Here is a 13,136-nt window from a genome sequence, read left to right on the forward strand (position 1 = left end):
TCGTGAAGTCCAGGATCCCGTAGACAGTGAGTGAATAGGTGCCGGCGTTCGTGAGCGTGACGATGCCGACGTCGGGCCCCGATCCACACTGATCGACGGCCGCGAAGACCTGGTCGAACACCTGCCCGCCTTGCGGGTTGACCAGGCGCCAACGCAGGAATGGGTTGCAGCCGAACCCGGTCATTTCGTCGAAGTAGACAGTCTGACCGGCGGTTGCGGTGAAGGTGTAGGTGTCGGTGGCTCCGGGGGATTCGATGTTGCCGGCGCCGGCGGCGGGAAACCCGTTGGTCACGGTTTGGCCGAGGTTGAGCGCGAACTGCTGGGGAACGATGGGCACGATTTGGAAGGCATACGGCGTGATGAAGTCCTGAACGCCGTAGACAGTGAGCGAATACGAGCCGGCGTTCGTGAGCGTGACGATGCCGACGTCGGGCCCCGATCCGCACTGATCGACGGCCGCGAAGACCTGGTCGAACACCTGCCCGCCTTGCGGGTTGATCAGGCGCCAACGCAGGAATGGGCTGCAGCCGACCCCGGTCATTTCGTCGAAGTAAACTTTCTGACCAGCGCTCGCGGTGAAGGTATAGACATCCGTCGCGCCGGGGGTTTCGATGTTTCCAGCGCCCGGAGAGGGAAATCCGTTGGTCACTGTCTGGCCGAGGTTTAGGGAGAACTGTTGGGGGGTGGCGAGATGAACCTGAAACGAATAGGTGTCGGTCACCCCTGTGAGCGCGCTGACTTGGATGCGGTAGGTACCAGACTTCGCGAGCGTGTGGATTCCAGCGTCCGGACCCGAACCGCATTGGTCGAGCGAGGCGAAGGTTTGGTTGAAGAGTTGAACCCCATCCGGATCCGTTAAGCGCCACTTCAGCTTCGCATCGCAGCCGGCACCGCTACGCTCGTCGAAGTAAAGCCGCTGGCCCGCAGTACCTGTGAATGTGTAGGTGTCGGTGTCCCCCGGGTTCTCGATGCGACCTGCGCCCGTCGCGGGTATGCCGTCCGCAACGACTTGGTTGAGGCCGATCGTGAATGCCTGGTCTGCCGACTGCATCTGCATGGCGCAGGCGAGCAGGATCACCAGCGCCAAGATCCAAGTTCGCTTGGGACGGGGTCCGAGATGGGACCGGCACGAGGGCGGCGTGGCTGAATGAGGAACGCATGACTGCTGCGAGCCGTCGACTCCCGTAACGCAAGGATGAGGCGAGAACATAAACGTGATTGCTATCTTATACCCTATCGATTTTTCCTGCCGCGAACAAGGCTAATCCCGCCAGCGGTTGGTCGCCGATCTCGCTTTTGGTTCATGCTTTCGTCGCGCTTTGGTCATACTCCCGCCGCTGGGAGCGATGATTTTGCCCTGTCCCAATCGGGGACACACTCCGTACACGAGGCTGCCTTCCAAACGTTACAGGCGATGGCGGAAGATATGGAGTGCGGTAGACCTCTACCGCTTTGCCTTTCCCAGCGGAGCTGGGATCCCCCTCCGGGGGGTGCTAAAGCTGTAGAGGGCTCCAGCACTCCATAGTTCGGGCGGGCTCCTACACTCGGGGTTGTTGGGGACGTCAGGATTCGTCCGGCATGCGCTGCTAGGGAGCCAATAGGGACTGGCCCCATGCTTCCCACGGGCCTGGATTGGTGATTTCCCTGAGTTCAGCCTTAAGTTTGAGCAGTTCCTCAGCACTGGATCGGCGGGAAGCCAATCCCGAAAGCGAATCCGCCACCGTCATAAACCAAGCAGGTGCCGGCCCTTGGAATTCAGGTAGCGGGTAGAGCAGCACAGGATTTCCAGGCGCCAGTACAGCGATGGAACGGGGGCTTAGCCAAGCGATAAAGGAGTTGGCCGGTGAAGCGTGGGGGAGAGGTTCGTCCAACGGTAAGCCGCTGGTTGTCTCCCAGATCCGAGCGGAACCGTCGGCCGATGTGGTTAGGAACTGATCCCCCGCGGGCGAGAACAGCGCTTTAAAGACCGTTTTCCGGTGGCCTTTTGCTACGGAGAGCACGTGTCCTGTCGTGAGGTCCCAGACGCGAGCCCGTTCGTCGTCCGAAGCAGTCAACAGCCGCGTCCCGTCCGGGCTAAAATCCACGGACATCACGGCACCGTCGTGTGCCAGTCTCGACCCGAGAGGACGGCCCGACTCCGTCTCATACACTTGAGCGTAACCTCGGAAGGATGCGATGGCGAACCGTTGTCCATCCGGACTGAAGCGCACATCAAAGACGGGAACGTCATCGTGCGGGAGACGATGAATCACGTTCGTCGTTCCTGATTCCAGTAGATAGACGAGGCCATTGCCGCAGGCCACCGCTATTTTTGACAAACGGGGGTGGTAACGGATGGCATGCACGTCGTGGCGTCCGTAGGTTTGGGGAGCCCCCTGGCTCAGATCCAACGAAACCAGCGTGGGATTCGTGCCGAGGGCTGACCATTGATAAAACATTCCGGAATGGGTTCCACCAGCGAGGCGAGTGCCGTCTGGGCTAAACGCGAGTGTTTGGATGCCGTTGGTATCGACGGTTCGTTCCCACGACAGACGCAAGGAATCTCCGTGGAGTAAGCTGAATCGCCCCCTGCTCCCGCCCGCCGCGACCCAGTTTCCATGAGGGGCGATGGCCAGTGACAACGATGAGCCGTTGAGGGAGGCGGAGGCCCTCTCTCGATCAGGCGGTTGGATCCAGCGGAGGAGGCGACCTTCGGCCACCAGGATCCAGGGCTCCTGGGGATGGCTGGCAAACCGCACGACATTGCTCCCGATACGCGAGGGCAGCGTGTTGGTTTGAGGCGAGTTCCAAACGGTTGCGTCTCCCCGGCTCGTCGGAATCAGCGCCTTTCCAGATTTGAGCGAGAACGACGGCAGTTCCAGCGGCCAGGGATGGCGGATGGGGTCGCCGCACGGCCCGAGTGTTTCCACGTTGATCCAAGTGAAGCGCGTGTGGTCCTCAACCAATCCCAGGTAGTGCCCGTCTGAGTTAAACCCCGGTGACACGGCGTTCGTCCAGGCCTTGAGTCGATCACCTCGGGTCGTCTCAATCAGGTGAACGTCTGAACCGGCTGACAGGATCACGTAGTTGGTAGCCGAGCTGGCGTGACCCAAGCTGCTATTGGTGAAGAAGGCCAGAGGACGTCCGGACGGCCATTCCCACATCCCGGTGATTTTCTCAATGTTTCGACGGGAAGGACGAGGGAGGGAGGCAGGACGAGTGAACGTTGCCAGCACACGTGGGGGCGAGAGCAGGATGGCAACCGCGCGCACTGGGCTGTCTCCCGTATTTAGCTGGAGGCTAAGTTCCATGGATCGAGTGTCCCACGTTCGAACCGAGCCCCGGGCATCGCCGATCGCGAGAATGTTTCCATCGAGCGACAGCGATAGTGAGGTCAGGTTGGTGGGAGCGGAAAAGCGGCGTAGGGAGTGGTGCTCTTTGACGGCCAGGTTCTCTAGCTGCGCCGTGAGAACGTTAGACCCTTCCCCCCAAAAGAACAGGGGTTGGGTGGGGTGCCAGGCGAAATCCAGGAGTGTCGGAGCAGGTGGAGGTGTGAGGCTCAGAGACGACCAGGCTTTCGTCTCCCAGATCTGAAGGCGGTTCTCGAAAAGGGTTACGAATGCGTCTCCATTCGGTGAGAAGCCCCAGCTTCCGTTTTGTCCGCCCACGGCGCTGGGTCCGAATGTGCGAGCACCGGAGTGCCCCTGGTAAATTTGGAGATCGAAGCTGGGAGAGGTGACCGTCTTGGCGGTAAGGAGGACGAGTTCGACGTCGTTCGGATGGAGCAGCCCGGCGGCAATGAGATCGGGGATTTGAACCGCCGAGTGGGGCAGGGCCCATCCCCGTCGCGCCACGGCACCCCAGAGGCGGCTCGCCGCCGATGGATCACCGGGCTGGTCTCGGAGGTGTCGGGAGAGGGTTCGCAATGCTTCGGGAGTATCTCCGGATCGAAAATGCTGTTCCGCGAGCTCGCGTCGCGCGCGGGAGATCTCCCTTTCCAGCTTTCGGTTTGCTTCATGCGCGATCGTCCATTGCCAGAGGATTCCGCTGATGCCTAACAGAGTCAGCAAGGCGGTCACAGCCGACAACCCAGCCAGCGCCGGATGTCGATACGACCAGCGCTGCAGTCGTTCACGAGCGCCGGCTGGACGACGGAGGATGGGGCGGTTCTCCAGCCAGCGATCGAGCTCGTCGGCGACCTCGCCGGCGGATTGATAGCGTCGGGTTGGCGATTTCTCCAGGCAGGCGAGACAGATGACCTCCAAATCGAGCGGGATCGACGGATTCAACCGCTGAAGCGAAATGGGATCGACGGTGATGATCTGGTGGCAGATCTGTTGCAAAGTCTCCCCCCGGAACGGAGGGTTCCCAGTGAGGAGATGATAGAGTGTGGCACCGAGTCCGTAGATGTCCGTGCGCTGCGAGACCGGGCCGAGCTGCGGATCAAGCTGCTCTGGGGCCGAGTAACTCGGAGTGCCGATGATCGCATTCGTCTCGGTGAGAGTGGGCTGGTTGTCGAGGTGTGCCACTCCGAAGTCCGTTAGGTGGGGGTCGCCATTCGGATCGATGAGAATGTTCTGTGGCTTAAGATCACGGTGCAACACTCCCTTTCCATGTGCATAGGCCAAAGCCCGCGCCACTGAGCGGAGCGCTCGGATGATCTCCGTCATGGGGAGGGGAGCGGAGGCCATCCTTTCGGCCAGGTTGTCTCCTTCGATATAGTCCATGGCCAGGTAGGCACATCCCTGGTGTTCGCCGCGTTGGACAATTCCCACGATGTTCGGGTGATTCAACGCAGCCAGCGCCGCAGCTTCGCGATCCACCCGGGCACGATCGACCTGAGGAGCCAGTCGTTTAATGGCAACCAGTCGTCCCGTGGTCAGTTGTCGGGCCAGAAAGACTTCACCCATGCCGCCCTTGCCGAGCGGCCGAATGAGCGCAAAATCGTCCATGATCTGGAGACAGTGGTCGATCTCGTCGGACTCCTCCCACAGGGGCCGGCGACCGATGGGGGCAATCTGGCCCGCTTCGGCGAGCAGACATCGCACGCAGCCTCCGTGCTCGAGCATGCTGCCGCATCTGGAACAGCGCGGAGAATTTTGGATGGGCGTAGGCATCTCAGCGGAGGGGATCCGGGAGGTCGCTCCGATGATACGGGACGGAGAACACCGACACGAGATGACGTTGCTCTTCCATCCAGTCGTTAGGATTCGTAACTGTCTCACGAATCTCATCCACCAGGAGCGCTTTGAGCCTTTCCCGCATGCGATAGAAGGCGACTCCGACCGCTCCCTCGGTCATCTGGCAGGCTTGAGCCACATCCCTTCGCGACGGGGCATCGGGTTCTTCGTCCAGCACGCGATAGAACTGATGGAGCAGCTCCACTTTGCTCGCGCGTTCGCATTCGCCTTCGAGCTTTTCCCGGGCTCGCTGCAGGAGTTCTCTGGCCCAGGCCTGGTCCCAAGCCAGATCTGCTGCCACCTCCCTGGCGGCAAACTGTTGCGTGAAGGTACCGTCGTCGGTTTCGATTTCGAGGCTCAGATCGCCGGGTCGATCACCTGGGGCTCGGCGCCGTCGGCAGGGATCTTTGGTGTCGATAATGAAGTGGCGGACGCACGCCTTCAGGAAGGTCCGAAACTTTCGGTCTCCCTTTTGGGTGTTGTGGAGGAAACCCTCCTTAAGGAACTTACTGGCGAAGAAATCCTGGACGAGATCGTCGGCTTCCTGCGCGTAGCCTAAGGCCGTGATATAGGTATGCAGGGGAATTCGATAGGACTCGGCCAGCTTTCCCATGGCCAGCTCCGATCCCTCGCCAGCCAAGAGCACCAGGCTCCAGCGAGTCGTGACGAAGTTGAAAGGGTCGGTGGCCATAGTTGTGCTAAACCGCTGGCTGCATTCGGGCTGGCGAGTGCCTTCGACACTCTCCAGCAAGCCTCCTCCAGGATACTGCCGCGCCCTTTAACTTAAACAGGAAAATGAATGGCCCGCGAAACACGCTAAACACGCGAAACTAAAAGGAGTTGCAGAGCCCTAACAGCTCCCCCAAGCAACGCTGGGAGTGGTGTTGGTCTTCGGAGTCTTTCAGAAGTTGGTCTCCTTTCGCGTGTGTGCGGTGGTTCGGGGGCAACCTATCCTCCTTTGTCAGTTTAACGAATTCGAGGTGACAATCGGCCAACAACCAGCCTAGGTTCCGCTGGGCTCGAACTTGGATTGTCCAGCGAACATCCACCAACCAACAACCTCGATCAAAGGCAGGAACTATGCGTAGTCCATGGAATGCGTGTGTAGTAGCCGTCTGCCTCATTGGCGGTGTCACTGGGGCACGCGCTGATGACGCCCTTGATAACCTGAAGCGTGACCTCGACAGTTTGAGGCGACGAGTTGAACTGCTCGAGCAGGAGAATGCTCGGCTCAAGAAGGAGATCGATGTCGATCGGCTGGTGGTGCGGAGGGAACTGATTGTGTCGGACACCGGCCAGGAATGGGAGCGGGGGTATGAGGCTCAGCAGATTCCTCGCGGAATCTATGCCCGATCCTTGGGCGATGGGCCCGGTGGGCTTTGGGTGCGCAGCCGGTTGATCAAAGGAGAGATCGATGATCCGTTTGATGATCGATTTCATGCCTTGGAAACCAATGGATCCCTACGTCGGACTCCGGGCCATATCTCCTGGAATATTTGGGTTCAGGGTGCCTGGCGGCAGATGTCCATCATTCAAGGAGAAAGCCTGGAGCCCACGGAAATGGCGCCTGACCTGTTGACGGGGGGTAATCACCCCGGCCGGCTGCGCTTTCAAACGTTCCGGCCCCACCATCCCGAACCTTTGACCGATGCCCTGATCGGGCAGGGGATGATGTCGTTGGGCGGTGGCGGCTATGGCGGCGGCGGGCTCCCGTATGCCGAAGAGACACTTCAGATCTGGGGCGGAAGGGTGGTTGCGACCGCCATGGGGGTGCCAAATGCACCACGCGTGATCTCGGATGATGGAACGGGAAAGCATCAATATTCCGTGGTGGCGGTGGGACCGCAGGGGATCCGATCGCTGGCTTCGGGGATCACGGTGGCCCAGGGAAAGGCGAGGCTGCGCTGGGACAGCGTGGCGGGGGCTGATGCTTACATCGTCCTTCGCGACGGACAGGAGATTACCGGCCTCCTCCGTATCGAAGGGTCGAACAAAGAATGGGTCGACCGCTGAAATATGAAAAGATCTGTTAACCTAAACAAACGAGGCTTGTCCGCAGGGGCTCCCTCATTAGCCGCAAAAAACGCAAAAGGACAAAAGAATCAAACGGATGCAGGGGGGCGAACAAGGGAATCGGATTTCCGCTCTGCGGCCTTCCCGTCCACAGCGGTTCAGTTCTCAGTCCCTCGGGCCTGGTTCAATGAGATTGGCGTGAGACCATCGGGACCCGCCGCGCTCGGGCTGGCGAATCGTCCAGGGACGGACGACGCTACAATTGTAGTTTGGGCGGTGCCGGCCCATCGGGAGGACATGGCCAAGGGACGGCCGATTTATTGAACCGCGATGGACGCAAAGGACGCTATGTCCGAGGAGAAAGAAGAGTCCTGGTTTTTCCTTCCTTCTGGTTGTCCCATCGCGTCCATCGCGTCCATTGCGGTTTAAAACTCTGGCCCCTTCCTATCCCGGCTCACCCTCTTCTCCATTGCCCCTGAAGCCTCTTCCGGTTAAGACAAGGCATCGGGCGCGTCTAACGTCCTTGTCTCCCGTCTGTGTTTTATTGAAGAACTATGCGATATCATGCGATTCCGTCGGAACTGTTCGTGGGCAACCGGCTCCGGCTAGCTCAGATGATGCTCCCGAACTCGTTGGCCATCGTGAACGCCAACGACATCCTGCCCACCAACGCGGATGGCAGCCTGCGACTTTGGCAGAATGCGGATTTATTCTACCTGACGGGGGTGGACCAAGAGGAGAGTATCCTCTTGCTTTACCCGGGCGCGATCGATCCCAAGCACCGTGAGCTTCTTTTCCTTCGCGAGACGAATGATCACATTGCCATCTGGGAAGGACACAAGCTCACCAAGCAGCAGGCGCGCGAACGGACTGGAATCAAAAATGTCCATTGGCTGTCGGAGTTTCCGATGATGTTGCGTCGGCTGATGTGCGAGTGCGAGCACGTGTATCTCAACTCCAACGAGCACAAGCGCGCGGTGATTGAGGTGGAGACCAGGGATGCTCGGTTCATCCGGGACCTACAGCAGCGGTTTCCCCTGCATTCCTATCAGCGGCTGGCTCGGTTGATGCATCAACTCCGGGTGGTCAAATCGCCGGCGGAAATCGAGATGATGCGCCAGGCTTGTCGGCTGACCGAGCGCGGGTTCCGGCGGGTCCTGCGCTTTGTGGAGCCCGGTGTCAATGAGATGGAAGTCGAGGCGGAGTTCGCGCACGAATTCATCCGGGGTGGGGGAGGCTTTGCTTATACTCCGATCATCGGGAGCGGCATGAACGCCTGCGTCCTGCATTACCTGGACAACGATCAAGTCTGTCAAAAGGGAGAGCTGCTCCTGATCGATGTTGGCGCCAGCTACGGAAACTACCAGTCCGACATGACACGCACGATCCCGGTGAGCGGCCGTTTCACCCGTCGGCAAAAGGATGTCTACAACGCAGTTCTCCGGGTCATGCGCGGGGTGAGCGAGCTGGCCGCTCCGGGTAAGCTCCCGATCGAGTGGCAGAAGGATGCTGAATTGATGATGCAGGAAGAACTCTTGGGACTGAAGTTGATCAGCAAGGCGGACATTCGGAAGCAGGATCCGGATCGGCCGGCCTACAAAAAATATTTCATGCATGGCGTCGGGCATCCCCTGGGGTTGGATGTTCATGATGTCGGGTTCACCACCGAGCCGATGCAAGAGGGTTGGGTGATGACCGTCGAGCCGGGTATCTACATTCGCGAGGAGGGCTTCGCGGTTCGCCTCGAAAACGACATCGTGGTTCGCCACGGAGGTAACGAAGATCTCATGGCGGATATTCCCATCGAGGTGAAAGACATCGAGGCCCTCATGAAACGGGCGCGGTAGGAGCGTTCGGAGGGGCAACCGGATACCTCACACGAAGGCACAAAGCCACAACGAGGAAACCCGCTGCCCGAGGAAGGTGTTGCCCACGGACCACGCGGACCACACGGAAGGGACCAACCGCTGAGGACTCCGCCGTCCCGTTTTAATCCGTGTGGTCTGTGTGATCCGCGGGCCACCACATCCTTTTTGGCGGTCACTTCGGGCTTCCCTCTGTGACCACTGTGCTCCCTGTGTGAGACCCATCCGTTCCTCCGACGGACCACGTCACTGCCGGGCGGCGCGTTGTTTCTTGGCCTTGGGCTCCATCCACTTGGAAACCTCAGCCAACGGGAGGCGGAACCCGACCTCGACATCCTGATCCTTGCGCTCCACCCGGATTCCTTTGAGCAACTGCTGCGCTCGCTTGTCCTCGGAGGTTCCGAGGGTGGCGAGAGCCAAGATACCCTGCAGCGCCTGCTGAAGCTGCTCCACGACCTCCACCGTCTTGGTTTTGAATGTCAGCTTGGCCAGTAGGTCTTCGGTCACTTCGCTGACGCTCAGTCGCAGTCCGTCGGTTTTCTTCAGGACCTGTGCCTGTGGAGGTAGTTCTAACCCATCGGCGAGAGCGCCACTCGCTGCCACCCACGCGAGGGGAAGGTCAGTGCCCGACGTTTCATCCATCAAGGATGTCTTCGCGCCCGGAGCCGTCAGATTTTTCAATTGGCTGAGGGCACGGGTCACGGCTTCCTTCGTCTTCCTCAACACGAGCAGATTGGTGGTGGCTAGCGACAGGTAGGCGTCTTGGTTGAGGGCGAGCAGCTCGAAGCCATCGATCTGACTTCGCGTGAAGGACAGTCCTTTGGCACCCGCACCGTTGCCCTTCAAAGCAGCCGTCAGCTGATCGATGGTCGCCTGGAGCGGGAGGTCCGACTGCACCAAAAAGACGGCATCCTTTTCCGGGTTCTTGGCGAGTTGCTTTCCGTAGGCCGTGATCGCGTGGATCTTCCGCCAATCGAGGTCGATTCCGAAGGAGCTGCTCAGCGCATCCGACATTTCGAGCGCCTTAGGTTCGATGAAAGATTTGATTAGGGCAGCGCCCAATTTGGAGTTTTGGAGCCGATCCAGGTCCAGATGAGCGACCCATCCGGCGTCGGGAGGGACGGACCCCTTCACGATGGGGCCGGCCTGGGTGGTGAGGGAGAGTCCTAGAGTCAGGGTGCAGAGGGCGAGTATTGTTCTCATGTCTCAACAAGGACTCGAGTCGGGGCAAGGAAGTTTCAATTTTCTTGAGATGGTCTGGCATTCGGTCGTGGTTCTCGTTTGAATCCAAGCGTGGCGTCGGCGCAGCGACTTCTCTTTCCGGACAGCCGTCCCTTGGTGGAGCGGCTGGGCCGAGACTTTTTCCTGAACCTCCCGTCGGCCCCGGGCGTTTACTTCATGCGGGATGCGTCTGGGACCGTTGTCTATGTGGGGAAAGCCAAGAGCCTGCGCAAGCGGTTGAACAGCTATCGCGTGGCGAACCCCGATCGATTGCCCAAGCGTCAGCTGCGGATGCTCGGGTTGGTGGTTCAGGTCGACTGGGAGATTCAAGAATCGGAGCAGGCGGCCTTGGCGCGGGAGGCTGCGCTTCTGCGTGAGTTGAAGCCACGGTTCAATCGGGCCGGAACGTGGGCGGGTCCGCGGCCGTCGCTCGCCTGGCGATATGGGGAAGGGGAGCTCTGGCTGGGACTGCGTGAAACCCCGGACGTGGGCTGGGAGATGCCGGGATCCGAGGTCAGGAGAACCGCTGGACTTCGTTTGCCACTCGCTCGGCTGTTGTGGTGGGCAAGTCATCCGGGGCTGGACATTTCGGCGTTGCCGGTCGGTTGGTTCCACGGAATGGTGCCGCCGGAGGCTAGTATCCCGTGTGGAGGCGCTCTTCCATTGATCGTGGAGAACCTTTTACCACTCAAGGTTGGTGACCTTGCTCCGTTGTGTAGTTGGATTCAGCGGCAGTTGGGTGCCTTGGATCGCCTGGCACCCTTTGAGCGCGCGGCGGTCGAGGCCGATCTGGAGTTTTTGGCCGAGTGGAAACCGGGAGGAGGTCGTGTTTCAGGTCAGTCCGAAACATCGGTGGCTTAAGGTTGGTGCTCCCACCAGGAATTGAACCTGGATCAACGGTTTAGGAAACCGCTGCTCTATCCATTTGAGCTATGGAAGCAACCTGTCGCACCGGTCCGTCCGGCGAGGGGTGATATTGCCGGGTGTGCCTGACACTGCAAGCCGATTCCGGGGAAGTGGGCCTAGGCTGAGAGCGGGACCGACCGAATTTAAGCCGCAGAGACGGGAAGATCGCAGAGAGGGTGGGGGATGGGGACGAGCGGCTCCTGCAACCCGAACCGAGGTTTTGCCCGCGGATCACGCGGAGCACACGGATCGAAGGGAGGGTGTCGATGGGGAGGGGCCCGAGTTTTAAAACGTCAAAGCCGCGGAGAAGACATTTCTCATTCGGGTGCTTCGCTCGGTTCTTCGCCTTTTGGAGCGGCGGCCGCAATCCATCGGCTGCGGGATGGACGCCAGCTCGGGTCGGGAAACGCTTTCAATAGCACGCGATAGGCGACGCCGGTTGAGCTGTCGAAATTGGTTTTATTGTATCGATCGTAGTCGCTGCTGTGCCAATTCCGGACGTCGTCATTGACGACGATGTTGCCGGATGCGTCCAGAATTCCAGTCCAGCTGACGTGCGGCCAATAGTTTGACCACTGTCTCGGGCGGCCGCGTATCGAGCCGATCTCATCTTTGGATCGACCTTTGACGATCGACTCATTCGCGAACAACCACGGATTGTCGACTGCATAGATGATCATCGCCAGGAACTGCTGTGCTTCATCGTATGTTAGATTTTTCCACTCTTCGTGCTTCCACCCCGAGCTTCCGGGCATTCCGTGCGAATACTTCCGTGTGAGTTGTGATCGACTCTTCGACACCGAAAATCGGATCTCCTCTGTTGTAACACCCCAATAGTCTCCGGATCGAAAGCTCAAAGTTGTCGACCAGGATTCGGGCAGGAGGAGAGGGTATGTGGGACATTTGAGGCGTAGGGTTCCGGGAAGTCGTGCCCACGCTTTGGGATACGTTTTGCCAACGTGCCGAAAGCGCTCCGCGTAATCCTTACCGTAAACGTCCCACCAACGCTGCCATTTCTCAATCGCGGCACGATGCTCCGCCTCGAAATCGGAGTTGGCGTACAGATACTTCTCGAAGTTGCAGCGGGAGATCGTCCGCAGCTGGCTGACGGCTATCTGTCGATCGTGAATGAGCTTTGGCGTAGCATCCGTAAGCCGGGCCAGTTCGAGCAACTTGGGAAACTGTTCAATCGTTGGAAGGAATTTGACGAACTCATATTTGACGCGGGTTTCATACGCATAGCGAAGCCATTTAGTGTAAGCGCCAGATTCGCCCCATTTCTGCGGTTCCTCGGCACAAAGAGGGGCTGAGGATACCACCAACAGCAATGAAAGGAGGAAAAGGCTCGTTCTCATCAGTCTAACGGAGAACGCCAGAACTGACCGACTCGGGCGGGGAGTGGTGTGCGAGTTGGAATTTGGTGAGGCCAACCGAATGGTCGTAGTGCATCGACAACATCGCTTCGAACGGCCGACATCGAAAAGCCGCCAGCGATGTGCGACCGTGTCTGTAGCAATTAATGGGTGCAATGGGTCCAGAAAAAAATGGAGTGGCGAGGAGTCCCGTTGGGACTCGGGTCGACTACGGGGCGGCCTCGCTCGTCACTGGTCCTAACATTCCCCGAATCTCAAAAGATTCAACCCTATAAAGTCGACACTGGGTTCGATGTTCTCCTTGTGGAAACAGCTAAAGCCGAAGCCCTGCGCTAAGGCAGACGGTGAGCAGACCTTGGCTTCAGCCATCGAAATCCGAACCGAGTTGTTGCCCACGGATCACGCGGATCACACGGATCGAAGGGAGGTTGTTAGTGGGAAGAGGCCAGAGGGTAGGTGGGTCGGTTGGAAAAGGCTGGCGTGCCGAAAAGCGGTAGAGGGCTTCCGTGATCCGTAGGGACGGTGGCATCGCTGCGCGATGCTTGGTGTTTTTTGCGGTTCCGGGGGTGCTCGCACCCCCGGCTATTTTCTACGACCCC

General features: G+C 59.4%; 9 protein-coding genes and 1 tRNA gene. 3 read left to right on the plus strand and 7 right to left on the minus strand.

Annotated elements, in window-relative coordinates; translation table 11 throughout:
• The 3 genes from JNN07_07615 to JNN07_07625 form a co-directional block, all read right to left on the minus strand.
• A partial coding sequence (locus tag JNN07_07615) for a hypothetical protein (protein MBL9167594.1) occupies positions 1 to 1,210 on the minus strand: 1,210 nt, incomplete at its 3' end.
• Between the two features lie 376 nt (positions 1,211 to 1,586).
• Positions 1,587 to 5,048, minus strand: a complete 3,462-nt coding sequence (locus JNN07_07620) for a protein kinase (GenBank protein MBL9167595.1) — start codon at positions 5,046 to 5,048, stop codon at positions 1,587 to 1,589.
• A 49-nt stretch (positions 5,049 to 5,097) separates the two neighbouring features.
• Positions 5,098 to 5,850 carry a sigma-70 family RNA polymerase sigma factor gene (locus JNN07_07625; protein ID MBL9167596.1) on the minus strand — a complete coding sequence of 251 codons (753 nt, stop codon included), beginning with the start codon at positions 5,848 to 5,850 and terminating at the stop codon, positions 5,098 to 5,100.
• A 389-nt stretch (positions 5,851 to 6,239) separates the two neighbouring features.
• Here JNN07_07625 and JNN07_07630 point away from each other — a divergent pair, with 389 nt between their 5' ends.
• Both JNN07_07630 and JNN07_07635 read left to right on the plus strand, forming a co-directional pair.
• The gene (locus JNN07_07630; protein ID MBL9167597.1) at positions 6,240 to 7,172 is read left to right on the plus strand and encodes a hypothetical protein; all 933 of its coding nucleotides are present in this window, start codon (positions 6,240 to 6,242) and stop codon (positions 7,170 to 7,172) included.
• 554 nt (positions 7,173 to 7,726) lie between these two features.
• Positions 7,727 to 9,019 carry an aminopeptidase P N-terminal domain-containing protein gene (locus JNN07_07635; GenBank protein MBL9167598.1) on the plus strand — a complete coding sequence of 431 codons (1,293 nt, stop codon included), beginning with the start codon at positions 7,727 to 7,729 and terminating at the stop codon, positions 9,017 to 9,019.
• A 264-nt stretch (positions 9,020 to 9,283) separates the two neighbouring features.
• Here JNN07_07635 and JNN07_07640 read toward each other — a convergent pair whose 3' ends face one another.
• On the minus strand, positions 9,284 to 10,240 hold the full coding sequence (locus JNN07_07640; protein MBL9167599.1) for a hypothetical protein: 957 nt from the start codon (positions 10,238 to 10,240) through the stop codon (positions 9,284 to 9,286).
• A gap of 78 nt (positions 10,241 to 10,318) precedes the next feature.
• On the opposite strand from JNN07_07640, the gene JNN07_07645 reads away from it, so the two are divergent.
• Positions 10,319 to 11,119 carry a GIY-YIG nuclease family protein gene (locus JNN07_07645; protein MBL9167600.1) on the plus strand — a complete coding sequence of 267 codons (801 nt, stop codon included), beginning with the start codon at positions 10,319 to 10,321 and terminating at the stop codon, positions 11,117 to 11,119.
• A 3-nt stretch (positions 11,120 to 11,122) separates the two neighbouring features.
• On the opposite strand, the gene JNN07_07650 is transcribed toward JNN07_07645, so the two are convergent.
• The 3 genes from JNN07_07650 to JNN07_07660 all read right to left on the minus strand — a co-directional run bounded on the left by JNN07_07650 (position 11,123) and on the right by JNN07_07660 (position 13,066).
• Positions 11,123 to 11,198 (minus strand) — tRNA-Arg (locus JNN07_07650).
• 283 nt (positions 11,199 to 11,481) lie between these two features.
• Positions 11,482 to 12,519, minus strand: a complete 1,038-nt coding sequence (locus JNN07_07655) for a hypothetical protein (GenBank protein ID MBL9167601.1) — start codon at positions 12,517 to 12,519, stop codon at positions 11,482 to 11,484.
• 379 nt (positions 12,520 to 12,898) lie between these two features.
• On the minus strand, positions 12,899 to 13,066 hold the full coding sequence (locus tag JNN07_07660) for a hypothetical protein (GenBank protein ID MBL9167602.1): 168 nt from the start codon (positions 13,064 to 13,066) through the stop codon (positions 12,899 to 12,901).
• Positions 13,067 to 13,136: the final 70 nt, after the last annotated feature.

Source organism: Verrucomicrobiales bacterium, assembly GCA_016793885.1.
Lineage (GTDB): Bacteria > Verrucomicrobiota > Verrucomicrobiia > Limisphaerales > UBA11320 > UBA11320.

Excerpts from the sequence above, each read along its gene's own strand:
- JNN07_07620 (MBL9167595.1), bottom strand. The coding sequence starts at position 5,048 with ATGCTCGAGCACGGAGGCTGCGTGCGATGTCTGCTCGCCGAAGCGGGC.
- JNN07_07625 (MBL9167596.1), bottom strand. The coding sequence starts at position 5,850 with ATGGCCACCGACCCTTTCAACTTCGTCACGACTCGCTGGAGCCTGGTG.
- JNN07_07630 (MBL9167597.1), top strand. The coding sequence starts at position 6,240 with ATGCGTAGTCCATGGAATGCGTGTGTAGTAGCCGTCTGCCTCATTGGC.
- JNN07_07635 (MBL9167598.1), top strand. The coding sequence starts at position 7,727 with ATGCGATATCATGCGATTCCGTCGGAACTGTTCGTGGGCAACCGGCTC.
- JNN07_07640 (MBL9167599.1), bottom strand. The coding sequence starts at position 10,240 with ATGAGAACAATACTCGCCCTCTGCACCCTGACTCTAGGACTCTCCCTC.
- JNN07_07655 (MBL9167601.1), bottom strand. The coding sequence starts at position 12,519 with ATGAGAACGAGCCTTTTCCTCCTTTCATTGCTGTTGGTGGTATCCTCA.
- JNN07_07660 (MBL9167602.1), bottom strand. The coding sequence starts at position 13,066 with ATGCCACCGTCCCTACGGATCACGGAAGCCCTCTACCGCTTTTCGGCA.